At 75.6% G+C, this 25,512-nt stretch carries 13 protein-coding genes; 10 read left to right on the forward strand and 3 right to left on the reverse strand.

Going from position 1 to position 25,512, the window contains the following annotated elements; genetic code table 11:
* Positions 1-4 precede the first annotated feature (4 nt).
* On the reverse strand, positions 5-892 hold the full coding sequence (locus ACTG9Q_RS12475) for an LPD16 domain-containing protein (RefSeq protein WP_455572879.1): 888 nt from the start codon (positions 890-892) through the stop codon (positions 5-7).
* On the reverse strand, positions 889-2,715 hold the full coding sequence (locus tag ACTG9Q_RS12480) for a condensation domain-containing protein (protein ID WP_455572880.1): 1,827 nt from the start codon (positions 2,713-2,715) through the stop codon (positions 889-891). The genes ACTG9Q_RS12475 and ACTG9Q_RS12480 overlap by 4 nt, the downstream gene beginning before the upstream one ends.
* 173 nt (positions 2,716-2,888) lie before the next feature.
* On the opposite strand from ACTG9Q_RS12480, the gene ACTG9Q_RS12485 reads away from it, so the two are divergent.
* The 3 genes from ACTG9Q_RS12485 to ACTG9Q_RS12495 are packed head-to-tail and all read left to right on the forward strand — an operon-like array spanning position 2,889 to position 5,877.
* Complete coding sequence (locus tag ACTG9Q_RS12485; protein ID WP_455572881.1) at positions 2,889-3,143, forward strand: phosphopantetheine-binding protein; 255 nt, start codon at positions 2,889-2,891, stop codon at positions 3,141-3,143.
* Entirely contained in the window at positions 3,140-4,657 is a 1,518-nt protein-coding gene (locus tag ACTG9Q_RS12490) for an acyl-CoA ligase (AMP-forming), exosortase A system-associated (protein WP_455572882.1), read from the forward strand. Before ACTG9Q_RS12485 ends, ACTG9Q_RS12490 begins: the two co-directional genes overlap by 4 nt.
* A complete protein-coding gene (locus tag ACTG9Q_RS12495; protein ID WP_455572883.1) occupies positions 4,654-5,877 on the forward strand; it encodes a pyridoxal-dependent decarboxylase, exosortase A system-associated in 1,224 nt (407 codons plus the stop codon). Before ACTG9Q_RS12490 ends, ACTG9Q_RS12495 begins: the two co-directional genes overlap by 4 nt.
* Positions 5,878-6,036: 159 nt before the next feature.
* Here the strand turns inward: ACTG9Q_RS12495 and ACTG9Q_RS12500 are convergent, their stop codons facing one another.
* A complete protein-coding gene (locus ACTG9Q_RS12500; RefSeq protein ID WP_455572884.1) occupies positions 6,037-7,392 on the reverse strand; it encodes a condensation domain-containing protein in 1,356 nt (451 codons plus the stop codon).
* A 189-nt stretch (positions 7,393-7,581) separates the two neighbouring features.
* Between ACTG9Q_RS12500 and ACTG9Q_RS12505 the strand changes: the two genes are divergently transcribed.
* Genes ACTG9Q_RS12505 through ACTG9Q_RS12535 form a run of 7 tightly spaced genes read left to right on the forward strand, consistent with a single transcriptional unit; the run spans position 7,582 to position 25,512 of the window.
* Positions 7,582-8,106, forward strand: a complete 525-nt coding sequence (locus ACTG9Q_RS12505; protein WP_455572885.1) for an acyl carrier protein — start codon at positions 7,582-7,584, stop codon at positions 8,104-8,106.
* A 31-nt stretch (positions 8,107-8,137) separates the two neighbouring features.
* Complete coding sequence (locus tag ACTG9Q_RS12510) at positions 8,138-12,838, forward strand: SDR family NAD(P)-dependent oxidoreductase (RefSeq protein ID WP_455572886.1); 4,701 nt, start codon at positions 8,138-8,140, stop codon at positions 12,836-12,838.
* Positions 12,835-22,074 carry an SDR family oxidoreductase gene (locus ACTG9Q_RS12515; protein WP_455572887.1) on the forward strand — a complete coding sequence of 3,080 codons (9,240 nt, stop codon included), beginning with the start codon at positions 12,835-12,837 and terminating at the stop codon, positions 22,072-22,074. Before ACTG9Q_RS12510 ends, ACTG9Q_RS12515 begins: the two co-directional genes overlap by 4 nt.
* Before the next feature lie 49 nt (positions 22,075-22,123).
* On the forward strand, positions 22,124-22,978 hold the full coding sequence (locus tag ACTG9Q_RS12520) for a 3-hydroxyacyl-CoA dehydrogenase family protein (protein WP_455572888.1): 855 nt from the start codon (positions 22,124-22,126) through the stop codon (positions 22,976-22,978).
* A 34-nt stretch (positions 22,979-23,012) separates the two neighbouring features.
* Complete coding sequence (locus ACTG9Q_RS12525) at positions 23,013-23,291, forward strand: phosphopantetheine-binding protein (protein ID WP_455572889.1); 279 nt, start codon at positions 23,013-23,015, stop codon at positions 23,289-23,291.
* Positions 23,288-24,442 carry an acyl-CoA dehydrogenase family protein gene (locus tag ACTG9Q_RS12530; protein WP_455572890.1) on the forward strand — a complete coding sequence of 385 codons (1,155 nt, stop codon included), beginning with the start codon at positions 23,288-23,290 and terminating at the stop codon, positions 24,440-24,442. Before ACTG9Q_RS12525 ends, ACTG9Q_RS12530 begins: the two co-directional genes overlap by 4 nt.
* Before the next feature lie 56 nt (positions 24,443-24,498).
* Positions 24,499-25,512, forward strand: a complete 1,014-nt coding sequence (locus ACTG9Q_RS12535) for an HAD-IIIC family phosphatase (RefSeq protein WP_455572891.1) — start codon at positions 24,499-24,501, stop codon at positions 25,510-25,512.

A 25,512-nucleotide genomic window follows, 5' to 3' on the forward strand; every position in this document is an offset into this window, starting at 1 on the left:
GGGGTCAGCTCCGGAAACTGCTCACGGTGACCAGGTTGCCGTAGATCTCCTCGGTGCTGCCCTCGCCGCTGCCGCCGGGGTCGGCGACGACCACCAGCATGTCCGGCAGGCGGTAGAGGCTCAGCGCCGTGGAGACCCCGGTCTGCACCGGGGCCAGGCACTCCCCCGGCGCGAACACCACCAGCGTGCGGTGGCCCGCGCGGTGCACCTCGGCGACCATCTCGGTGATCTCGCCAGCGCACCCGGTGACCCCGCAGCTGATGAGCGTGCGGTAGTTGCCGTCGTCGTCGAGGAAGGCGACCTCGGTGTCGGCGCCGCCGGTGTCCAGCACCCGCTTCTCCAGCAGGCCCTGGCGGACCAGTTTGTCGGCGGCCTTCTGGAAGCGGTACTTCAGCCACGTCTCGGGGAAGGCCAGGGGGTGCTTGCGGCTGGGCAGCACCCGGTCGGGGCCGAGGCCCGCCTCGCGCAGCGCCTTCTCGTAGTCGGCGGGCAGGCGGGTGAACCCGGCGTAGAACTCCGCCCGCAACTCTCCCGCCGACTTCTCGGTCACCGGCACGTACTGCCAGTCGTTGACCAGCAGCAGCAGCCTGCTGTCGTCGAAGGCGCGCCCGTGTGCCCCCACCAGGTCGACGGCCAGCCCCCAGGTGTACTCCGGGAAGATCCCCACCCGGCCCGCGACCCTGGCCCGCATGGTGTCCGAGCGCTGCTCGCAGGCGACACCCGGCACCAGTGCCCCGGTGTCGGCATCGGCCATGAGCATGAAGTGCCCGCCCATGACCACCAGCCCGCCCGAGCGGCCCGTCAGTTCGCCGTCGATCGCGGCGCGGAGTTCGGCCTCGGAGCCGACCAGGCGGTGTCTGGTGCGCACTGGGGTGCTCAGCGTCTCGCTCATGCTTGTGCCTCCTGGAGTCGGTTCGGGGCGGGGCGGGGGCCGGTGGTCAGCCGGGCGGCGAGCGCGCGCAGCGGCACCGGCGAGGCCAGCTCGCGCGGGCGCAGACCGGTCCACCCGCGCGCGGCCAGCGCGTCGAGCACGCGCGGGACGCGCAGAACCCGCCCGCCCGCGCTGGTGTAGTCCGTTGAGAGGTCCACTTCGGACAATGCGTTGGCCGTGGCGACGGCGGCCGCCAGCTCCAGTTCGGCGGCGGTGGGCGCCGCCGCCCGCCGGTCAGGACCCGCGCGGAACCGGGTCGGGCAGCGCACCGCGCCCGCGGTGTCCAGCCTGGCCATGACGTGGGCGCGCAGCTCGTCCGCGGACGCCCGGCCCGGCGCGTCGGCGACCAGCTCACCATCCACAACGGACACCGAGGCGGCGTCGACCCCCGGGTGCGCGCGCAGGATGTCCGCAACGAGGTCCAGGTCGACCGGGTCGCCCGCGACGGTCGCCAGGGCGCGCGCCGGGGCCGGGAAGCGGGCGGCGAGCTCGCTGACCCGAGGGTCGGCCCCGCGCTCGTGCTCGACGACCACCTGCTCGAAGGTCCGCAGGAACGTGTCGACGGCGTCGGTGTCCATCAGCTCGGCGCGGACGCTGAGGGTGATCCCCAGGGCGTCGCGCCACTCGTGGAGGCGGACGAAGGTGTCGGTCCCGGCGCCCGCCCAGCCGGTCGGCGCCGGTTTGCGCACCAGCGTGGTCCGGCGGGCCCGGGTCTCCCGCCAGGTCTCGCCGATCAGGTTCAGCTCGTGGCCCAGCCGCAGCTGCTGGCCGCGCCGGGCCCCTTCGCGGGCGATCCGCTCCACGATGGCGTCGTGCGGAACGTAGGTGTGGCACCGCGATTGAGCGAAGCTGTCGGCGACCCGGCCGAGCAGCTCGGCGAAACCGGGGTCGCCCGAGCAGTCCACGCGCAGCAGCTGCGGGGAGAACAGGCACGTGTGCACCCGCGGGTACGGCACCAGGTCGCGGTTGCTCGCGAAGGTCGCCACCGCGACCGTGCCGCTGCCGGTGTAGGCCGCCGTCACCGCCGCGTACGCGGTGAGCTGCACCAGGGAGGGCCACACGCCGTGGCTCGCGGCCACCGCCCGCGCCGCGGCCACCAGCTCCGGCGAGGTCAGGGTCGCCTCGTGGGCGGGCGGACCCGCCGCGGGCGCACGCCGCGCCGCCCAGGTGTCGGCGGGCAGCGAGGCCAGTTCGGCGTGCCACCAGTCCAGGGCGGGGCGCGCCGCCGCCGTGGCCTCGTGGCGGGCCAGGTCGACCGGCTGGTGCTGGACCGGCTCCATCCGCGCCCGCCTGCCCGCCGTCACCGCTCCGTAGAGCACGGCGAGGTCGTGGTCGATCCGGTCGACGGTCCACCGGTCGACGGCGATGTGGTCGAACACCAGCACCAGCCGCACGGGCACCCCGGCGGTGGTGACGGCGCAGGCGCGGACCGGCCACTCGGTGGCGAGGTCGAACGCGGTCGAGGTCGCCGCGCCGACCACTTCCGCCGGTGTCGGCGTGCCGTCGCGCTCGGTCGTGGCCACCGCGAACGGCAGCGGCGCGGGCGGGTGCACCCGCTGTTCGGGGTCGCCGTCGATGTCGTGGTGGAAGGTGGTGCGCAGCCCTTCGTGCCTGCGGACCACCTGGTCGACCAGCGCCCGCAGCCGCGCCAGCGGGATCGGGGTCTCCAGCGCGCAGTTCAGCACCAGGTTCGACTCGTGGCGGCCGGAGCCGGGTTGCTGCTGGTGGCGCAGCCACAGGTAGCGCTGTCCCCACCCCAGGCCCGCGGCCTTCGCTAGCGGCATGAGCCCGATGGTGTCGACGCGGCCATGGCGGCACAACGCCGCCCGGGTGGCACGTTGTTGCCGTCCCCAAGCTGACGGCGGCGGTCCGCGGCGCGCCTTGACCGGCTCGCCGCGCCCGCCCGACACTGACCGCGACCGGGCGAGGTGCCCCGCCCGAGAGTGGGACGTCGACCATGCAGATACCGCACCACTTCCAGGACATCCTGCGCGTCCACCTGCCCTTCGCCGACGCCGCCGGGTTCCAGGCCGACGACGACCTGGCCATGCTCGGCCTCGACTCCATGGCCGTGGTGTCGCTGCTGGCCGACATCGAGGCCGGGTACGGGCTGACCGTGCCGGACGACCTGCTCGACGAGGACACCTTCGCCACCGTCGGCACCCTGTGGCTGGCCGTCGCGGACCTGCTCGTGCGCGAAAGCGCCCAATGAGCCGGGTGGACGCCCTGCTGCGCCACGGTGACCCCGACCGGCCCGCGCTGACCCACCAGGGCCGCACCCTGACCTACGGCGAGCTGGCAGGCGAGACCGCCCGCGCGGCGGCGGGCCTGCGCGCGATGGGGGTGCGCCCGGGAGAGCGGGTCGCGGTGTTCGCCGAGAAGCGGCTGGAGACCGTGGCCGCCCTGCTGGCGGTCTCCGCCGCGGGCGCGGTGGCCGTGCCGGTCAACCCGCTGGCCAAGCCCGCGCAGGTCGGGCACGTGCTGTCCGACTGCGCCGCCGCCGCGCTGGTCACCACCGCGGCCAGGGCCAGGGCCCTGGCGGCCACCCTGGCCGAGACCCGGTCGGTCCGCGCGCTCGTCCTGCTCGACTCCGACGACGGGGACGCCAGGACGGTGCCGTGGTCCCGGCTCGTGCTGTCCGATGAGGACGATCCGGTGCCGGTGGCCGAGACCGACCCGGCGGCCATCCTCTACACCTCGGGCAGCACCGGCGGTCCCAAGGGGGTCGTGCTCTCGCACCGCAACCTGACCGTGGGCGCCCGCAGCGTGGCGGGCTACCTCGGGCACACCGCCGACGACGTCGTGCTCGCCGTGCTCCCGCTGAGCTTCGACGCCGGGCTGAGCCAGCTCACCACCGCCTTCACCGCGGGCGCGCACGCCGTGCTGGTCAACTACCTGCGCCCGCGCGAGGTCGTCGCCCTGTGCGCGCGCCACCGGGTCACCGGCCTGACCGGCGTGCCCCCGCTGTGGCTGCAACTGGCAGGCGCGGACTGGCCGCCCGAGGCGGCGGGCCCGCTGCGGTACTTCGCCAGCACCGGCGGCCGGATGCCGCGGACGACCCTGGCGCGGCTGCGCGCGCTGTTCCCCGCGGCCCGGCCCTACCTGATGTACGGGCTCACCGAGGCGTTCCGCTCCACCTACCTCGACCCGGCCGAGGTCGACCGCAGGCCCGACTCCGTCGGCAAGGCCATCCCCGACGCCGAGGTGCTGGTGGTGCGCCCGGACGGCACCGAGTGCGCCCCCGGCGAGGAGGGCGAGCTGGTGCACCGGGGCCCGCTCGTCGCCCAGGGCTACTGGAACGACCCGGTCCGCTCGGCGGAGCGGTTCCGGCCCTACCCGCCGGACGTGCCGGGCGCGGAGACCGCGGTGTGGTCGGGCGACCGGGCCCGCCGCGACGAGGACGGGTTCGTCCACATCGTCGGCCGCACCGACGAGATGATCAAGACCTCCGGCTACCGGGTGAGCCCGTCGGAGGTGGAGAACGCCGCCTACGCCACCGGTCTCGTCGCCGAGGCCGCGGCGTTCGGGGTGCCCGACGAGGCGCTGGGCCAGCGCATCGTGCTGGCCGTCAGCGGCGTCGAGGACACCGGGCCGCTGCGGGCCGCCCTCGGCCGCGACCTGCCCGGCTACATGCTGCCCGGCACCGTCCTGACCCGCCCGGCGCTGCCCCGCTCCGGCAACGGCAAGTTCGACCTCGCCGCCCTGCGCCGGGTGGCCGCGCGGTGACCGCCGTGCCGCCGGGCTGGGCGGGCCGCGACGGCGGCAGGCTGACCGTCGGCGGTATCCCCGTGGACCGCCTGGCCGCCCGCGCGGGGAGCACACCGTTCTTCGCCTACGACCGCGCCCTGGTGACCAGCCGGGTCACCGAGGTGCGCGCGGCCCTGCCGCCCGCGGTCGCGCTGAGCTACGCGGTCAAGGCCAACCCGATGCCCGCGCTCGTGCAGCACCTCAGCACCTTGGTCGACGGCTTCGACGTCGCCTCGGCCGGGGAGCTGCGGCACGCGCTGGACACCCCCGTCGAGCCCGCCCGGGTCAGTTTCGCCGGGCCAGCCAAGTCCACCGCGGAGCTGACCCAGGCCGTCGCCGCGGGCGTCACCATCGAACTGGAGTCCGTGGGGGAACTGGACCGGGTCCGCGCCGTCAGCGACGGCCTGGGGCTGCCCGCGCGGGTGGCGCTGCGGGTCAACCCCGACTTCGCGGTGCGCGGGCACGGGATGCGCATGGGCGGGGGTCCCGCCCAGTTCGGCGTGGACGCCGAGCAGGCGCCCGCCGTGCTCGCCCGCATCGGGGACGCGGGGCTGGACTTCCAGGGCTTCCACGTCTTCGCGGGCTCGCAGAACCTCGACGCCGCCAGCCTCTGCCAGGTCCAGACCCACACCGTCGAGCTGGTGTGCGGGCTCGCGGACTCCGCGCCCGCGCCCGTGCGCCACCTCAACCTCGGCGGCGGCTTCGGCATCCCCTACAGCGCCCGCGACCGCCGCCTCGACCTCGGCCCCGTCGGGGCGAACCTGGCCGCGCTGCTCGACGGCCCGCTCGCCGCCCGCCTGCCCGGGGCGCGCGTGTCCGTCGAACTCGGCCGCTACCTCGTCGGCGAGGCGGGGGTGTACGTCACCAGGGTGGTGGACCGCAAACGTTCGCGTGGCACCGAGTTCGCCGTGGTCGACGGCGGCCTGCACCACCAGCTCGCCGCCACCGGCAACCTCGGCCAGGCGATCCGCCGCAACTTCCCGCTGCTGGTGGCCACCAAGGCCGACGCGGCGCCCGCGGGCCCGGTCACCGTGGTCGGCTGCCTGTGCACCCCGCTCGACCTGCTCGGCAAGGACGTCGACCTGCCCGAGGTGGAGGTGGGAGACCTGATCGTGGTCTTCCAGGCGGGCGCGTACGGGCTGACCGCCAGCCCCACCGCGTTCCTCGGCCACCCGGCCCCGGTGGAGATCCTGGTGTGATCGCGGGCCGCGCCGTCCGGACAATGACCGAGCTGGACAGTGACCGGACTGGACGGTGCCGCGCTAAACAGGGACCGCGCTGAACAGGGACCGCGCTAAACGGTGACAGCGCCTACGGTGACAGCGCCAAACAGTGATGATGCTAAACAGGGGACGGCGCTAAACAGGGACGGCGTGGAGGGGGAACAGCGCCGGTTCCAGCGCAGCGCCGCGCCACAGGCCGCTGACCGGGGCCGCCGGGTCGGCGGCGGCCTGGCGGGCGCCGATGGCCATGGCGCGCAGGATGCCCGCTGCCGCGGCGGACGGCAGGATCTCCGGGTCGGCGAGCAGGATCGCGCTGGTGCGGCCCTGCGACGCGGCGACGCGGACCCGGAACGGCTGGCCGTAGGGCTGCGCCCGGTCGGCGGGCGTCCACACCAGCTCGGCGGGGGTCTCGGCGGCCGGGTCGGCGGGCTCGCGGTCCAGTTGCAGGTAGTTGAACCAGCCGCGGAACAGGTGGTTGAACCAGCAGTCGTGCTCGACGGGGCCGAGCACCTCCGCGGCGATGGCGGCGATGGCGTCGGTGTCGTAGCAGGAATGCCGGTATGCCTTGGCGCTGGCCCAGTGCACCCGCTTGACCAGGGCCGACAGCGGTTCGTCCGGGTCCACGTCGGACATCACCGGGACGAGCTGGTTCATGGTGCCGACGACCTGCTGGTGCTCAGGGGAGAACCGGTTCGACGCCATCACGCTCATCGTGACCCGACGGGTGTCGAGGTAATGCGCGAGCGCGGCGACGGTGCACGCCAGCAGGACCGACGGGGCCGAGACCCCCAGCCCGCGGGCCGCCCGCGCCGCGAGGCCGCCGAGGCGGTGCGAGTGCAGGGTCAGCTCGACGCGGGGCCGCTGGGCGCGGTGGGGCAGGGTCGGGAAGCACCGGCCGATGTCGTCGGTGAGGACGCGCCGCCAGTAGCGCTCGGACTCGGCCTGCCGGGGCCGCCAGTCCGGGCCGCGCTGCGCCGCGGCCAGCTCCCGCGGCGACGGGCCGTCCGGGTCGGGCGCGTCCGGGTCCGCCACCAGGGCGCGGAAATCGTCCTGGATGTGGTGCGTCGACCAGACGTCGACGATCAGGTGCGAGTACACCAGGGCGAGGAACATCGGCGCTCCCCCGGTACTCACCAGGTGCCCGCGCCAGCCCAGTTCGCCGGTCATGGCGAACGGGCGCGCGGCCAGGGCGGCCAGCACCCGGTCGGGGTCGCCGTAGTCGGTGATCTCCCGGTCCTCGCGTTCCAGCGGGAGCACCGCCGTCGGGCGCACCCGCTGCACCGGGAGGCCGTCGCGCAGGTGGTAGGTGGTGCGCAGCGCGTCGTGGCGGGCCGTCACCCGGCGCAGCGCGGTCTCCACCGCGGCGGCGGGCATCCCCCGCAGGTCCCACAAGACCGGCAGGTTGGCGTCGGTGCGCCACGCGGGCGGGTACCGGTCGACATCGCGCCAGCTCCAGAGCTGGCCGTTGTTCAGCGGGGCTTCGACGGACACTTGTCAACCCGACCACACCGCCCCACCCCGCGACAGGACGGCGCGCTGGCACATATCGCTGGGCACAGGTTGCCACCGCCGCGCCTTGACGCCGCCACAACCCGCTGCCGATGCTGGGGACCGCGCCGCAACGCCCTGCGCCGTGATCCCGCGCCGCGTTTCCCCCGGGGGTGACTTCCCATGTCCCAAATGGACACTCTGGCCGCGCGTGCCGCAGCGCTGCCGCCCGACGCGCTCGGCGAGCTGATCGCCGCCGCGGTCCGCGGGCACGCCGCAGCCGTCCTGCCCGCGCCCAGCCCCGACGACGTCCCGATGGACACCCCGCTGAGCGACGTCGGGTTCGACTCGCTCAACGCGGTGGAACTGAGCAACCTGCTCAGCGCCGACACGGGTCTGGCCCTGCACGCCACGGTCGTCTTCGACCACCCGACCCTCAGCGCGCTCGCCGAGCACATCCGCACCAGGCTGGCAGCCGTCGACCTGATGTCCCTTGTGGACCGACTCGCCGCCGGGCTGGCCGCGGCCGAGGCCCGCCCGCGCGCCGACGCGGTCGCCCGGCTGCGCGAGCTGCTCGCCGAGCACGACACCGGCACCGCCTGCCAGGGACCGGCCCCCCAGGTCGACGCCGCGCTCATCGGCTCACCCCTTATCGACCCAGCCCTCATCGAGTCAGCCTCCGACGAGGACATCTTCGCGATCATCGACAAGACCTGAGGACTGCCCGCTCACACCGGAAGGCTCCGACGTGGCGACCGAGCAACAACTCCGCGACTACCTCAAACGCGCGACCGTGGAACTCGCCGAGACCCGGCAGCGCCTGGCGCGGGCCGAGCAGCGGCGCGGCGAGCCGATCGCCATCGTCGGCATGGCCTGCCGGTACCCCGGGGGCGCCGACACCGTCGAGGCCTACTGGGACCTGCTGCGCGAGGGGCGCAGCGGGGTCGGGGACGTCCCGGTGTCCCGGTGGGACATGGACGAGTACTTCAACCCCGACCGCAGGGCCCGCGGCGGTGTCTACACCAGACGGGGCGCGATGCTGCCCGACGTGGCGGGGTGGGACGCGGAGTTCTTCGGCCACTCCCCGCGCGAGGCCCTGCGCCTGGACCCGCAGCAGCGGCTGCTCGCCGAACTGGTGTGGGAGGCGCTGGAGGACGCGGGGACCCCGGCGCCCACGCTCGCGGGCAGCCGCACCGGCGTGCTGGTCGGCTTCCTGGACTTCCTGCAGTACGGCCGCCTCGAACTGGAGCGCATCCCCAACGTGGCCGCCGAGCCGCACTTCGGGCAGGGCGTGTCGGCCAGCGTCGTCGCGGGCCGCATCGCCTACCAGTTCGACCTGCGCGGCCCGGCCATCACGGTGGACACCGCGTGCTCGTCGTCGCTGATCGCCGTGCACCTGGCCGTCGAGGCGCTGCGGCGCGACGAGTGCGACCTGGCGATCGCCGCGGGCACCAGCCTCGTGCTGCACCCGGACCTCTACATCCAGGCGTGCGCCACCTCCATGCTCTCCGCCGACGGCGCGTGCAAGACCTTCGACGCCAAGGCCGACGGCTACGTCATGGGCGAGGGCGGCGGCGTGGTCGTGCTGGAGCGGCTGTCCACCGCCCTGGCCAAGGGCCACCCCATCCGGGCGGTCGTGCGCGGCTCGGCCACCAACCAGGACGGCCGCAGCAACGGCCTCACCGCGCCGAGCCGCGCCGCCCAGGCCGACGTGATCCGCCGCGCGCTCGCCACCGCCGGGGTCACCCCGGACGAGGTCGACTACGTCGAGGCGCACGGCTCCGGGACCCGCCTCGGCGACGCCATCGAGCTCAGCGCCCTGCACGACGTGTTCGGCGGCCGCGACCCCGGCAACCCGCTGCGGGTCGGCGCGGTCAAGACCAACATCGGGCACACGCTGGCGGCGGCGGGCATCGCCGGGCTGATCAAGGCGGCGCTGTCGCTGGAGCGCGGGCAGATCCCGCCGAACCTGAACTACGCCAAGCCCGCCCGCTCGGTCCCCGACGACGGCACCGTGGCCCCGGTCGGCGCCGACCCCCGGCACACCGGGCACGCCCCGCGCCTGGCCGGGGTGAGCGCCTTCGGCTGGTCCGGCTCCAACGCCCACGTCGTGCTGGAGGCCGCGCCCGAACGCCCAGTGGCCGCGCGGGCGCCGCGGACTGGTGTGCGGGTGCTGACCTGCTCCGCGGCGGGACAGGCCGCGCTGACCGCCCACGCCGAGCGGCTCGCCGGGCACTTGGCCGCGCACCCGGGCACCGCGCTCACCGACGTCGTCCACACCCTGCGCGAGCACCGCGCGTCCCACGACTTCCGCCACGCCGTGCTCGCGGGCGACACCGCCGAGGCCCGGCGCGGGCTCGCCGCCGCCGCGGCCGTTCCCGGCGTTCGGCGGAGCACGCGGCGCCCCCGTGTCGCCTTCCTGCTGCCGGGGACCGGCGACCAGTACCGCGGCCTCGGGCGGGCCCTCTACCGCGACGAGCCGGTGTTCGCCGCCGCCGTCGACGCCTGCGCCGCCGTGCTCGCCCCGATGGGCGTCGACGTGAAGTCCCTTGTGGACAGCGAGCCTGGACCGGGCGGCGACCTGGCCGCGATGCTGGGCCGCACCGACCCCGCGGCCGACCCGCTCGACCACGCCGAGACCGCGCACCCGTTCCTGTTCACCGTCGAGTACGCCCTGGCCGAGCTGCTGGCCTCCTGGGGCGTGCGCCCGGACGTGCTGATCGGCTACAGCCTCGGCGAGTACGTCGCCGCCTGCCTCGCCGGGGTGTTCACCCTGCCCGACGCGCTGCGGGTCGTCGCAGAGCGGGCCCGGCTCATCGCCGCCGCCCCCGCGGGCCGCATGGTCGCCGTCGCGGCGGGCGAGGAGCGGGTGCGGGCCGCGCTGCCCGACGACGGCGAGGTCGGCGTCGCCGCGATCAACGGCCCGGCCATGACGGTCATCAGCGGACCGGCGGACCCCGTCGACGCCGTCGCCGCGACCCTGGTCGCCGCCGGGGTGGCGGCCAAGCCGCTGCGCTCGGTCCACGCCTTCCACTCCACGCTGCTCGAACCGGCCCGCGACAAGCTCGCCGCCCTGGTCGAGTCGGTGCCGCGCCACGCGCCGCGCGTCGACATCGTGTCCAACCGCACCGGCGAGGTGCTGAGCGCCGAGGACGCCGTGAGCGCCCGCTACTGGGCCGAGCACCTGGTGCGGCCGGTGCGCTTCGCCGACGGCGTCGCCACCGCCGTCACCGCCGGGGTGGACGCCTTCATCGAGCTGGGCGCGGGCCAGACCCTCGGCGGCCTGGTCCGCCAGGTGGCCGTGGACGGCCCGGCCGCCGCGGTGCTGGGCACCCTGCCCGGACGGTGGAGCGGCGACGCCGACGAACGCGTCGACCTGCTGCGGGTCTGCGCCCGGCTGTGGGAGATCGGCGTGGACGTCGACTGGGCCGCCGCCGACCCGGGCCCCGGCTCGCTCGTGTCGCTGCCGACGTACCCGTTCCAGCGCCAGGAGTTCTGGCCCGAGGTGGTCGCGGACAGCCCGGCCCCCGCCACCGTGCCCGCCGACCTCGCCTTCGTGCCGTCGTGGCGGCGGGACACCGCCACCGGTCCCACCCGGCCCGACCGGCTCGACGGCACCCTGGTCGTGTTCGCCGACGCGGGCGGGATCGGCGCCCGCCTCGCCGACGCCGCCGCCGCGGCGGGCGCCGAGGTCATCGAGGTCCGGCCGGGGGCGGGGCCGAGACGCGACGGCCGCGTGCTGGTGGTCGACCCGACCCGTCCGGCCGACTACCGCGAGGTGGCCGCCGCCTGCGCCGGGTCCGGCCCGGTGCGCGTGGTCCACCTGTGGACCCTGGACACCCCGGCCGCCGTCCCCGGCTTCCCCGCCGACGACGAGCTGCGGGCCGCGGTCCGCGACGGCCACGACACCCTCCTGCTCGCCGTACAGGCGCTCGGGGAGCTGGCCGGGCAGCGCCCGGTGCGGCTGCTGACCGCCACGCGCGGCGCCGCCGAGGTGCTCGGCGGTGACGCGACCGCGCCGCACCGCAGCGTCGTCCACGGCCTCGGACGGGCCGTCCACCACGAGTACCCCGGCATGGAGTGGACCGGCGTCGACCTGGACCCCGACACCGCCGACCCCAGCACCGCCGACCCCGACATTGCCGCGGCCCACCTGTTCGTCGAGCTGACCACCGCCGCGCGGCCGGAGGGCCTGCTGGCGGGCAGCGCGGCCTGGCGGCGGGGACGCCGCTGGGTCAAGGACTGGGCGCCCGTGCCCACCCCCGACGGCGAGCCGCCGTGGCGCGCCGACGGCACGTACCTGATCACCGGCGGCACCCGGGGGCTGGGCCGGGCGCTGGCCCGCCACCTCGTCGGCCTCGGCGTCCGCAACCTGGCCCTGGTCGGGCGCACGCCCGGCGCCGACGTCGCCGACCTGGAGGCCGAGGGCGCGCGGGTGCTGCTGCTGACCGCCGACGCGGGCGTGCCCGAGCAGCTGCGGGCCGCGCTGCGCGCCTGCCGCGCCCACTTCGGCGCGCTGACCGGCGTCGTCCACGCCGCCGGGCTCCCGGCGGGTGGGCTCGCGCAGCGGCGCTCGGTCGCCGACTCCGCCGCCGTCCTCGCCCCGAAGGTGCTGGCCATGGGGCCGCTCGCCGAACTCGTCGGCCCCGGTGTCCCCGAGGCGGAGCGGCCCGAGCTGCTGGTGCTGTACTCCTCGGTCGTCACCGCGTTCGGCGGGATCGGCGAGGGTGACTACTGCGCGGCCAACACCGTGCTCGACGCCTGCGGCGAGGCGCTGGCCGCGCACGCGCCGTCCACCCGCGTCGTGTCCGTCGCCTGGGGACCGTGGCGGCACGACACCTGGCAGGCCGACGCCCTGGAGGGCGCCGGCGCCGGGCTCGCCCGCGGGGTCCGCGACTACCGGGCCCGCTGGGGGTTCGCCGACGACGCGGGCTGCGCCTTCCTCGACCGGATCGCCGCGACCGGCGGCGGCAGCGTGCTCGCCGTGCGCCAGCCGCTGCCGGAGCTGCTGCGCGAGTGGGCGGCGCTGACCGACATCACCACCCTGGCCGGGGCCGCCACACCCGCCGAGCACCGCCAGCGGTTCCCCCGGCCCGCGCTGCGCACCGAGTTCGCCGCGCCGCGCACCGCGACCGAGACCGCCGTCGCCGAGGTGTGGGGCGCCTACCTCGGCATCGACCGGGTCGGGGTCGACGACCCGTTCTTCGACCTCGGCGGCAACTCCCTGCTGGGCATGGCGATGGTGCTGGCCATCGAGCGCCAGCTGGGCGTGGCGATCCCACCCGCGGTGCTGTTCGAGCACCCCACCGTCGCCGCGTTCGCCGCCGCGGTCGACGGCGGCCCGGGCGAGCCCGCCGCAGGCGGGGGCATGGCGCTGACCGCGGGCTCGGCCCGCGGCGCGCGGCGGCGCAAGGCCAGGAACAGCGCGGGAAGCGGGGGTCGGGCATGACCGAGCGGACCGGACAGCCGGGCGGGGACTTCACGCCGGAGGACATCGCCATCGTCGGCATGGCGGGCCGGTTCCCCGGCGCGCCCGGGGTCGGCGGCCTGTGGGCGAACCTGCGGGCGGGCAGGCTGGGCCTGACCCGGTTCACCGACGACGAGCTGCGCGCCAACGGCGTCCCCGAGGCCGCCATCGCCGACCCGGCCTACGTCAAGGCCGCCCCGGTGCTCGACGACGTCGACCGCTTCGACGCGGGCTTCTTCGGCATGGGCCCCAAGGAGGCCCAGATCCTCGACCCCCAGCAGCGGCTGTTCCTCGAACAGGCGTGGGTCGCCCTGGAGGACGCCGGGTGCGACCCGACGCGCTTCGACGGCGCGATCGGGGTGTTCGGCGGCACGGCCTGGTCGTCGTACCTGACCAGCAACCTGGTTCCCGCCGGGACCGTCGCGGCCATGGGCGAGCTGGCCGTGGGCCTGGCCAACGACAAGGACTCGCTCACCACCCGGGTGTCGCACACCCTCGGCCTGTCGGGCCCGACCTACACCGTGCAGAGCTACTGCTCGACGTCGCTGGTCGCCGTCTGCGCCGCCGCGTCGAGCCTGGCCGCCTACGAGAGCGACCTCGCCCTGGCGGGCGGTGTGGTGGTCAGCGTCCCGCACCACGTCGGCTACACCTACCAGCCCGGCGGCATCGCCCCGCCGGACGGCGAGTGCCGCGTGTTCGACGCCGCCGGGCTGGGCAGCCCGCTGGGCAGCGGGGTCGGGGTCGTCGCGCTGCGCAGGCTCGGCGACGCCATCGCCGACGGCGACCGCGTGTACGCGGTGCTGCGCGGCTGGGCGGTCAACAACGACGCGGGCCGCAAGGTCGGCTTCACCGCCCCCGGCGTGCGGGGGCAGGCGGCCGTGGTCGCCGAGGCGCTGGCCGCCGCCGGGCTGGACCCCGGGGACATCGACTACGTCGAGACGCACGGCACCGGGACCGCCCTCGGTGACGCCGCCGAGCTCGCGGGCCTGCAACAGGTCTTCGCGGGCCACTCGCTCAAGATCGGCTCGGTCAAGCCCAACCTGGGCCACCTCGACCGCGCCGCGGGCGTGACGAACCTGATCAAGGCCGCCCTGGCCCTGCACCACGGCGAGATCCCGCCCACCCGCGCCCCCGACGAGCCCAGCGCGCAGCTGCGCGCGGGCGATGCCGACCTGGAGATCGTGACCGACCTGCTCGACTGGCCGCGCCGCGCCGACCGGCCACGGCGGGCCGGGGTGAGCGCGTTCGGCATCGGCGGCACCAACGCCCACGTGGTGCTGGAGGAGGCCCCGGTCCCCGCGCCGCGCGAGCCCGCCACCCGTCCGCAGGTGCTGGTGTGGTCGGCCCGCACCGCCTCCGCCGCCGACACCGCCACCCGCGCCCTCGCCGACCACCTCGCCGGGCTGCCCGCCGACACCCCGCTCGCCGACATCGCCCACACCCTGCAGACCGGCAGGCAGGTGTTCGGCCACCGCCGGGCGCTGGCCGCCGAGACCGCGGCCGACGCCGCCGCCGCGCTGGCCGACGCCGCCGCCCTGGCCCGCGCCGAGAGCCGGACCGACCGCCCGGTGGCGTTCCTGGTCGCGGGCGCGGGCGAGCAGTACCCCGGCATGGCCGCCGACCTCCACGCCCGCGAGCCGGTGTTCCGCGCCGAGCTGGACCGCTGCCGGGCCATCCTCGTCGAGGCCACCGGCGCCGACCCGGTCGCCGGGCTGCTCGGCCCACGCGCGGCCGTGCCGGACCTCAGTGCCCTGCTCGGGCGCGTGCCCGAGGCAGCCGACCCGCTCGCCGAGACCGCGACCCTGCACCCGGCGCTGTTCGCCGTCGAGTACTCCCTCGCGGCCCTGGTGCGGTCCTGGGGCGTCGAGCCCGCCGCGGTCGCGGGCTACAGCCTCGGGGAGTACGTGGCCGCGTGCCTCGCGGGCGTGCTGTCCCTTGAGGACGCCCTGCGCCTGGTCGCCCACCGCGCCAGGCTGATCGCCGCGCTGCCCCCGGGCGCGATGGCCGCCGTGCCGCTGTCCGCCGACGAGGTCCGCACCCGGCTCGCCGGGATCGGCGAGGTGGATGTCGCCGCGCTCAACGGGCCCGAGCTGACCGTCATCGCGGGCCCGGTCGACGCCGTGCGGGCCGCCGCCGGGCTGCTCGCCGAGGGCTCGGTGCCGTGCAGGCCGCTGGCCGCCACCCACGCCTTCCACTCCCGGATGCTGGAGGCGGTCCGCGCCCCGCTGACCGAGTGGATCGCCGCGAACACCACCCTGTCCGCGCCGACCGTGCCGTACCTGTCCAATGTGACCGGACGGGTCGTCACCGACGCCCAGGCCACCGACCCGGCCTACTGGGCCGAGCACATGTGCGCGCCGGTCCGCTTCGACGACATGCTCGCGACCCTGCTGGCCGACGCCGACCTGGCGCTGCTGGAGATCGGCCCCGGCCAGTCGCTCTCGGCCATGGCGCGGGCGCACCGCGACTGCGCGCCGCCGCGCTGGCCGCTGATCGTGCCGACCCTGCCCGCCGCCGCCGACCCCCGCCCGGCCACCGCGGTGCTCGCCGAGACCGCCGGGCGCCTGTGGCTCGCGGGCGTCGGCATCGACTGGGCCGGACACCGGGCCGGGCGGCCGGCGGCCAAGACCGGCCTGCCCGGCTACCCGTTCGAGCGCGAGCGCTACTGGATCGACCCGCCGGGCACCCCCGCACCCGTGCCCGCCCCCGCACCCGCCGGGGCCACCGCCGACACTGGGGCAGCCGTCGACCTGCTCGTCCCGACCTGGTCGGCCGAGGAGTCCCGTGAGGACTCCCCAGGGGACTTCGACGCGCCGTCGCGCTGCGTGCTGCTCGCGGGCACGGCGACGGCGCTGGCCGACGCCGTCGCCGCCCAGCTGCTCGCCGAGGGTGTCGAGGTCATCGACGCCGCCGACCTCGACCCCACCGGTATGGACAGCACCGACGACACCGTCGGCACTGACGCCGACCCGGTCGTCGTGGTCGACCTGCGCCCGCTCGACGCGGCGGGCGACGGCCGCGCCGACGTGCTCGCCCTGGCCGGGGAACTCGACGCCTGGGGCGGCGACGCCGCGCGCAGCACCCGGATCGTCGTGGTGACCCGCGGCGGCGCCGCCGTGGCCGAGGGCGACCGGCCCGCGCCCGCCGCCGCCGCGGTGGCCACGCTGCCCCTGGTCGCCAACCAGGAGTACCTCAACCTCGACTGCCGCGCTGTCGACCTCGACCCGCGGGCGGACCTGGCGCTGGACACCGCCGCGGTGGTCGCCGAGGCCGTCCTGCCCGGCGCCGTGCCCCTGGTCGCCTACCGCGCCGGGCGCCGCCACGTCCGCGGGTTCGGTCCCGCCGGGCCGGGCTCCGCGCCCGGCGTGCGCCGCGGCGGCGCGTACCTGGTCACCGGCGGGCTCGGCGACGTCGGCCTGCTGCTGGCAGGCCACCTCGCGGAGGCGGGCGCCGCCCGGATCGTGCTCACCAGCCGCGGCGGCCCGGACGGGCCCCGCGCCGACGCCGTCGCCCGCCTGCGCGCGCTCGGCGCCGAGGTGATCACCCCGCGCGCCGACGCCGCCGACCTCGACGCCATGCGCGCCGTCCTGGCCGAGCACGGCCCCTTCCACGGCGTCTTCCACGCCGCCGCCGACACCGCCGCGGAGACCTTCGCCCCGCTGCGCGACCTCGACTCCCCCCGGCTGGAGCGCTCCTTCGGGGCGAAGGTCGGCGGGGCGCTGGCGTTGGAGCGGCTGCTGCGCGACCTGCCCGACGCGCCGGAGTTCTGCCTGCTGTTCTCCTCGACCTCCGCGCTGCTGGGCGGGGTGACCTTCGGCGGGTACGCCGCGGCCAACGCCGCGCTGACCGCGGTCGCCGCGCGCAACCGCGACGGCCGGACCCGCTGGCAGGCGGTGGAATGGGACACCTGGTCGATCACGCTGCGCCGCATCGGGAGCGGGTTCGGCGCGACGATGGCCGCGCACGCGATGTCCACGGCGGACGGTCTCGCCGCCGTCGACCGCGTCCTCGCCCTCGGGCTCGCCGACACCGTGGTCGCCGCGGGCGGGCTCGACGACCGGCTTCCCGGCCGCGCCGTGGCGCCGCCCGCGCCCGCCCGCGGCGGCGACCGCTTCCCCCGGCCCGAACTCCCCCAGCCCTACCGCCCGCCCGCCACCGCCACCGAGCGCGTGCTCGCGGACCTGTGGTCGGACGTGCTCGGCGTCGAACCGGTCGGCACCCGCGACAACTTCTTCGACCTGGGCGGCACCTCCCTGGTGGGCCTGCAGATGCTGGCGCTGGCCAAGCAGCGCCTCGGCGTGGCCGTCCCCACGGTCGCGCTGTTCGAGGGCCCGACCGTGCACGCCCTCGCCGTCATCCTGGACGAGCACGGCGCGGCCCACCGCGCCACGCCCCCTGCCGCCCAACAGCCCGCGCCCGCCGTCGCCGTACCCCGGCCCGTCGCGCCCATCACCGCCGTCCCCGACGAAGACGATGACCGCCGGGTGGCCGTGATCGGCATGGCGGGCCGCTTCCCCGGGGCGTCCGATGTGGACAAGTTCTGGCGGAACCTCTGTGACGGCGTCGAGTCCATCAGCTTCTTCACCCCGGAGGAGCTGGCCGCCGCGGGCGTGGACGCGAAGACCGCCGCCGACCCGAACTACGTGCCCGCCCGGCCGGTGCTCGACGACGTGGCCGGCTTCGACGCCGGGTTCTTCGGCATGAGCCCGCGCACCGCGGCCCTCACCGACCCGCAGCAGCGCCTCTTCCTCGAAGTCTGCTGGGAGGCGCTGGAGCAGGCGGGCTACGCCGAGCCCGAGGGCCGCGGCCGGGTGGGGGTCTACGGCGGCTCCAACATCAGCACCTACCTGCTGCGCATGGCCGATCACCTGCTGGGCCCGGAGTCCGAGGTCAGCCACTACGAGGTCGTCATGGGCAACGACAAGGACGCCCTGACCACCACCGTGTCCTACCTGTTCGACCTGCACGGCCCCAGCGTCGCGGTGCAGACGTTCTGCTCCACCTCGCTGGTGGCGACCCACCTGGCCGTGCAGGCCCTGCGGGCCGGGGAGTGCGAGATGGCCATCGCGGGCGGGGTGTCCGTGCGGGTGCCCGACAAGATCGGCCACGTCTACGGACCCGGCGGCATGGAATCCCCCGACGGGCACGTGCGGACCTTCGACGCCAAGGCGAAGGGCAGCATGTTCGGCGACGGCGCGGCCGTGGTCGTGCTCAAGCGGCTCTCCGCGGCGCTGCGCGACGGCGACCACATCTGGTCGGTCATCCGCGGCACGGCGATGAACAACGACGGCGCGCTGAAGGTCGGCTACACCGCGCCGAGCGTGACCGGGCAGGCCACGGTGGTCGGGGCCGCGCTCGCCGACGCGGGGGTGAGCGGCGAGGACGTCAGCTACGTCGAGGCGCACGGCACCGCGACCGAGCTCGGCGACCCCATCGAGGTCGCCGCCCTCGCCAGGGCGTTCGGCCCCACCTCGACCACGCAGTACTGCCCGATCGGGTCGCTGAAGACCAACGTCGGGCACCTGGACAGGGCGGCGGGCGTCAGCGGTCTGATCAAGACCTCCCTCGCCCTCACCGAGGGCCTCATCCCGCCGACGCTGCACTACACCAGCCCCAACCCGGACATCGATTTCGCCGCGTCCCCCTTCTACGTCGCCACCGGGCTCACGCCGTGGCGCACGCGCGACGGGCGTCCCCGCATCGCGGGGATCAACTCGCTGGGCATGGGCGGCACGAACGTGCACACCGTGGTCGAGGAGGCTCCCGCGCGGCGGACGCGCGAACCGGCCGACCCCGACACCGGCCGCCGGTACCACGTGCTGCCGGTGTCGGCCCGCACCGCCGCCGCGGCCGACGAGTCCAGGGCCCGCCTCGGCGCGCACCTGGCCGGGCGGCCGGACACGGCCATCGCCGATGTCGCCTACACCCTCCAGGTCGGGCGCAAGACCTTCGAGCACCGGCGGGTCATGGTCGCCGAGGACGTCCGCGAGGCCGCCGCCGCGCTGACCGCGGAACCGGCGACCGCCGTGCTCGGGCGGACGGACACGATGCGCGGGCGCGGGGTGGCCGTGCTCTTCGCCGGGGTCGGCGAGCAGTACCCGGGCCTGGTCACCGAGCTGTACCGGCGGGAGCCGGTGTTCCGCGACGCGCTCGACCACTGCCTGCTGCGGCTGGGCGAGCTGTGGGGCGGCCTGGTCGGCGAGGTCGAGCTGACCGAGCTGCTCACCGGCGGCCGCGGCGACGGCCCCGGCCTCGCCGCGCTGATGGGCCGCGCCGCCGAGCGCGACGAGCGGGCGGAGGCGCTGGAGCGCACCAAGGTCGTGCAGCCCGCCGTCTTCGCCGTCGAGTACGCCATCGCCACCACGCTCGCCGCGTGGGGCGTGCGGCCGCGGGTGATGCTGGGCTACAGCCTCGGCGAGTACGTGGCCGCGTGCCTGGCGGGCGTGCTGTCCCTTGAGGACGCGCTGCGCCTGGTCGCGCACCGGGCCGCGCTGATCGCGGAGCTGCCCGGCGGGGCGATGCTCGCGGTGTCGCTGCCCGCCGACGACCTGCGCGCCCGGTTCGACCTGGACGGCCGGGGACTCGACATCGCCGCGCTGAACGGCCCCCAGGTGAGCGTGGTCGCCGGTCCGGCCGAGCCGGTGCGCGGGCTGGCCGAGGGCCTGCGCGCCGCCGGGGTCGCCTGCCGCGAGCTGCGCACCACCCACGCCTTCCACTCGCGGATGCTGCGCCCGGCCGCCGAGCCGCTGACCGAGTGGGTGCGGGCCAACATCAGCCTCAACCCGCCGAGGACGCCCTACATCTCCAACGTGACCGGTGGCGAGGCCACCGCGGAGCTGGTCTGCTCCCCCGACTACTGGGCGCGGCACATGTGCGAGCCGGTGCGCTTCGCCGACGGCGTGGCCGCCCTGCTCGCCGACCCCGACCTCGCCGTGCTGGAGATCGGCCCGGGCCAGTCCCTCGGCGCCCTGGTGCGCGGCCACGACGCCTGTCCCAGCGACCGGTGGCCGCTGGTGCTGGGCACCCTGCCCGCCGCGAGCGACCCCGCCCCGGACGACGCGGCGCTGGCCACCGCCATCGCCCGGCTGTGGCTGACCGGGGTGGACATCGACTGGCAGGCGTTCCACGGCCGCGACCGCGACGGGCGCCCCGGCCGCGTCCCGCTGCCGACCTACCCCTTCCAGCGCCAGCGCTACTGGATGGACCCGCCCGAGCGCCGGGCCGCCGTGGGCGCGCCCGCGGCCGTCCCGGCGGCGACCGACCTGTTCGAGGCGATCGCCAGCCTGCCGAAGCTGCCCGAGGACCAGTGGCTCTATCTGCCCGCGTGGCGGCAGGTCCCGACGCCCGCGCCCGCCGCGGCGCAACCGGCGGCGTGGCTGGTCTTCACCCGCGACGGCCTCGCCGACGACGCCGTCGCCGAACTGCGGCGCGCGGCAGGCAAGTCCACAGTGGACGCGGTACGACCCGGCAGCGCCTACGGCCGAGCCGAGGACGGTACATACACCGCCGCGCCCGGCAGCGTCGCCGACCTGCTCGCCGTGCTGCGCGACCTGCGCGCCCGCGGCCGCGACCCGCGCCGGATCGCACACCTGTGGACCCTGGGCGCCGCCCCCGGGGACGAGACCCTGCGCCACGGCCTGCACACCCTCGTCGCCCTGGCCCGCGCCGCCGGGGAGTGCGGGCTCACCGACTGGTCGCTGGACATGGCCGTCGCGGGCACCCAGGAGGTCCTGCCCGGCGACGTCGTCAACCCCGACGCCGCCGCCCTGCTCGGCCCGACCATGGTCATCGGCCTGGAGTACCCGTCGGTCGAGACGCGGATGGTCGACGTCTGCGACCGCACCGACCCGGCGCGGCTGGTCGCCGAACTGCGCGCCCCCGTCCACGGCTCCACCGCGGCGGGCACCCTCGTCGCCCTGCGCCGCGGCCGCCGCTGGACGCCCACCTACGAGCGCATCACGCCCCCGCCCGCGCCGGACGCCACCGTGCTCCGCGACGGCGGCGTCTACCTGGTCACCGGCGGCCTCGGCGGCATCGCGCTCGGCCTCGCCGAGCAGATGGCGGCGGGCACGCGGGTGCGGCTGGTCCTGCAGGCGCGGCGCGGGCTGCCGCCCGAGGCCGACTGGCCGGGGGTGCTGGACGGGCCCGAGGACGAGACCCGGCGGCGGGTCGCGGCCGTGACCCGGCTGCGCGCCCTCGGCGCGGAGGTCGAGGTCGTCGTCGGCGACATCGCCGACCCCGCCGACGCCCGCCGCGCCGTCGACACCGCCATCACCCGGTTCGGCGCGCTGCACGGCGTCCTGCACGCCGCGGGGGTGCCCGGCATCGGCCTGGTGCAGTTCAAGCAGCCCACCGACGTCGACAAGGTCCTCGCCCCCAAGGTCGCGGGCACCGACGCCCTGCTCGCCGCGCTGCGCCACGGCACCTCCGAGGAGGTGGGGCTGGACTTCCTGGTCCTGTTCTCCTCGATCACCGCGGCGACCGGCGGCGGCCCCGGCCAGATCGACTACTGCGCCGCCAACGCCTACGTCGACGCCGTGGCCCACCGACTGGCCGCCACCGGCAGGCGGGTGCTGTCGGTCAACTGGGGCGAGTGGACCTGGAACGCCTGGGAGGAGGGCCTGGCGGGCTACGACAGCGCCCTGCAGACCTTCTTCCGGGAGAACCGGGCCCGCACCGGCATCGACTTCGCCGACGGCTGGCGCTCCCTGCTGCGGGCGCTGGCCACCGGCGAGCCCCGGGTGGTGGTCTCGCCGCTGGACTTCCCGTCGATGGTCGCGGGCAGCGCCCTGTTCAACCTCGACGCCGTCCTCGCCCCGCAGGCGCCCGCCGCCGACAGCGACCGCCACCCCCGCCCCGACCTGGTCACCGCCTACCAGGAACCGGCCGGGGAGGTCGAGGCGGCCATCGCGCGCATCTGGCGCGACGCGCTGCGCGTCGACCGGGTCGGCGTGCTCGACAACTTCTTCGAACTGGGCGGCAACTCGCTGCTCGGCGTCGGCATCGTCGCCGCCGTCCGCCGCGAGTTCGGAGTCGACGGCCTGCCCCCGCACGTGCTCTACGAGGCGCCCACCGTCGCCGCCCTCGGGGTCACCGTCGACCTGCTGCGCTCCGGCGCGGCCGGGCCGGATACCGGCCCCGACGGCGCCAGCGGCGTCCGGGCCCAGTTGCGCCGCTCCGGGCTCAACGCGTCCGCGGCCCGCAGGCGCGGCCGGTGACCCGGCGCCACCCAACCCACCCACCAGCCCACCATCGGATGGAGAAACCGTGACAGTCATCGGGGTGATCGGCGCGGGCGTCATGGGCGTCGGCGTCGCGCAGAACCTGGCCTCGGCCGGGTTCGACGTCGTCCTGGTCGACCGGGACGAGCAGATCCTGGACAAGGCCAGGGCCACCATCGCCATGAACGCCCGGCTCAGCAAGCTCATGGGCGGGCCGGAACTCGACCCGGCCGCGCTGCTGGCGCGCATCACCACCGCCGTGGGCGTGCCCGCCGCGGCCAAGGCCGAGCTGATCGTGGAGAACGTCACCGAGAACTGGGACGTCAAGCGCGAGGTCTACCGCCAGCTCGACGCCGAGTGCGGGCCGGACACCGTCTTCGTCGTCAACACCTCGGCCATCCCGATCACCAAGGTCGCCTCGGTCACCCGGCGCCCGGACAAGGTCATCGGCGTGCACTTCATGAACCCGGTGCCCGCCAAGCCCGTCGTCGAGCTGATCCCGGGCGTGCACACCTCGCCGGAGACCGTGGAACGCACCCGGGCCGTCCTGCACGCCATGGGCAAGCGCGAGGTCGACGTCAAGGACTCCTGCGGCTTCATCTCCAACCGGGTGCTGATGCTCACCGTCAACGAGGCCGCCTACCTGGTGCACGAGGGCGTCGCCGACGCCGCCTCCGTCGACGAGGTGTTCCGCGGCTGCTTCGGCCACCCGATGGGCCCGCTGGAGACCGCCGACCTCATCGGCGTCGACACCATCCTCTACAGCGTCGAGGTGCTCTACGAGCACTACGCCGACAGCAAGTACCGACCGTGCCCGCTGCTCAAGCAGATGACCGACGCCGGGCTGCACGGCCGCAAGAGCGGCCGCGGCTTCTACACCTACGACACGGCCCAGCGGTGACCCGGACCCCGCCGACAGCCAGAAGGAGCGCACAGTGACGATCGAGCAGACCAGCCAGGCCGCGGACGCGGCGGAGACCATCCTGGAGTTCGTCAGGGGCCGCTACCCGCAGGTGGAGATCGACGCGGGCCAGGACATCTTCGCCCTGGGCTTCGTCAACTCCCTGTTCGCCATGGAACTGGTGATGTTCGTGGAGAAGACCTTCACCGTCACCATCCCGAACAAGGAGCTGCAGCTGGACAACTTCCGCAGCGCCGACTCAATGGCCGCGCTGGTCGGGCGCCTCGCGGCCGACCCGGCCGAGCGGACGTGACCGTGACCGGCCTCGTCGAGGCGCCCGCGGGCGCGCGGGTGGCCGACCGCCGGGCCGCCCGCGCGTTCGTCGACGCCCACATCACCCCGCACGCCGAGGTGTGGGACCGGCAGGGGCGCGTCCCCGAGGACCTGCTGCGCCGGATCGCCGACGCCGGGCTGTGGGCGCCGTTCCTGTCCGCCGAGGTGGGCGGGTCCGACATGGACATGGTCACCCTCGGCGAGGTCCACGAGGAGTTCGGCCGCGGCTGCTCGTCGGTGCGCAGCCTGCTGACCGTGCACACGATGGCGGCGTGGGCGGTGCGCCGCTGGGGCAGCGCCGAGCAGGTCGCCCGCTGGGCGCCCCTGCTCGCCTCCGGCGAGGTCCTGGGCGCGTTCTGCCTGACCGAGCCCGGCGCGGGCAGCGACGCCGCGGGGATCGCCGCCACGGCCAGCCCCCGCGGCGACGGCTGGGTGCTCGACGGCACCAAGAAGTGGATCACCGGCGGGCAGCGGGCCGACCTGTTCCTGGTCTTCGCCCGCACGGAGTCCAGCATCGGCGCGTTCCTGGTGCCCCGGCACAGCCCCGGGGTGGAGGTCGTCCCCATCGACGACATCCTCGGCACCCGGGCGTCGATGCTGGCCGAGGTCCGCTTCCGCGGCGTGCGCCTGGGCCCGGAGGCCCTGCTGGGGCCCACCGGGTTCACCGCGGGCATGGTCCTGACCGCCACCCTCGACATGGGCCGCTACAGCGTGGCGGCCGGGTCGGTCGGCATCATCCAGGCGTGCCTGGAGGCCAGCGCGGGCTACGCCGCGCGCAGGCGGGTCGGCGGCGTCGCGCTGCGCGAGCTGCCGCTGATCCAGGCCAAGCTCTCCGACATGGTCACCGACGTCCGCGCGGCCCGGCTGCTGGTCACCGAGGCGGGCAGGCTCAAGGACGCGGGCGACTCGGCCACCGTCATGGCCACCTGGGTGGCCAAGTACTTCGCCTCCACCGCCGCCGCCCGGCACGCGGCCGAGGCGGTCCAGATCCACGGCGCCAACGGGTTCGGCCCCGACTACCCGGTCGCCCGGCTCTACCGTGATGCCAAGGTGATGGAGGTCATCGAGGGCAGCAACGAGATCCAGCGAACCACCATCGCTGGACAGGCAGACAGGGAGACGGTCTGGTGAGTGTCGATTCCCGGGCACCCGGCTTTGCCGCGCCCGCCAAACCAATCCAAGGCCGCGTGAAGTGCGTCGTGTGGGACTTGGACAACACCGTGTGGGACGGCGTCCTGCTGGAGGACGGCGAGGTCACGCTCCGACCGTCCGTTGTGGAGCACATCCGGCGCCTCGACAGCATGGGCGTGCTGAACTCAGTGGCCAGCAAGAACGACCACGACGCGGCGTTCGCCAAGCTGCGGGAGTTCGGCCTCGACGGGATGTTCCTGTTCCCGCAGATCAACTGGAACGCCAAGTCCGACTCGATCCGGCGCATCGCCAAGGCGCTGAACCTGGGCCTCGACGCCTTCGCCTTCGTCGACGACCAGCCCTTCGAGCTGGCCGAGGTGGCGCACGGCGTCCCCGAGGTGCTGCTGGTCGACACCGCGGAGATGGACGTCGAGCTGTCCCGCGCCGAGTTCCGCCCGCGCTTCGTCACCGACGAGTCCGCCCAGCGCCGCGCCATGTACCAGGCGCAGCTGGCCCGCGACGGGCTGGAGGTCGAGTTCGTCGGCACCAACGAGGAGTTCCTGGCGAGCCTGGGGATGGTCTTCTCCATCGCCCCGGCCCGCCGCGAGGACCTCCAGCGCGCCGAGGAGCTGACCGTCCGCACCAACCAGCTCAACTCGACCGGCCGCACGTACTCCTACGACGAGCTGGACGCGCTGCGCGAGTCCGGCGACCACCTGCTGCTCGTGGCGTCGCTGACCGACAAGTTCGGCAGCTACGGCAAGATCGGCCTCGCCCTGGTCGAGCGCTCCGGGGACGTGTGGTGGCTGCGCATGATGCTCATGTCCTGCCGCGTCATGTCCCGCGGCGTGGGCATGGTCCTGCTCAACCACATCATGCGGCTCGCCGCCGAGGCCGGGGCCGGGGTGCGCGCCGATTTCGTCGAGACCGGGCGCAACCGCATGATGCAGGTGACCTACGCCTTCGCGGGGTTCCGCGAGGTCTCCCGCGACGGCGCGGCCGTGGTGCTGGAGGCGGACCTCACGACGGTGCAGCCGCCGCCGTCCTACGTGCGCCTGGAAATCGGCTGA

The organism is Actinokineospora lacus (genome assembly GCF_053813445.1).

Excerpts from the sequence above, each read along its gene's own strand:
- ACTG9Q_RS12475 (WP_455572879.1), bottom strand. The coding sequence starts at position 892 with ATGAGCGAGACGCTGAGCACCCCAGTGCGCACCAGACACCGCCTGGTC.
- ACTG9Q_RS12480 (WP_455572880.1), bottom strand. The coding sequence starts at position 2,715 with ATGCCGCTAGCGAAGGCCGCGGGCCTGGGGTGGGGACAGCGCTACCTG.
- ACTG9Q_RS12485 (WP_455572881.1), top strand. The coding sequence starts at position 2,889 with ATGCAGATACCGCACCACTTCCAGGACATCCTGCGCGTCCACCTGCCC.
- ACTG9Q_RS12490 (WP_455572882.1), top strand. The coding sequence starts at position 3,140 with ATGAGCCGGGTGGACGCCCTGCTGCGCCACGGTGACCCCGACCGGCCC.
- ACTG9Q_RS12505 (WP_455572885.1), top strand. The coding sequence starts at position 7,582 with ATGGACACTCTGGCCGCGCGTGCCGCAGCGCTGCCGCCCGACGCGCTC.
- ACTG9Q_RS12515 (WP_455572887.1), top strand. The coding sequence starts at position 12,835 with ATGACCGAGCGGACCGGACAGCCGGGCGGGGACTTCACGCCGGAGGAC.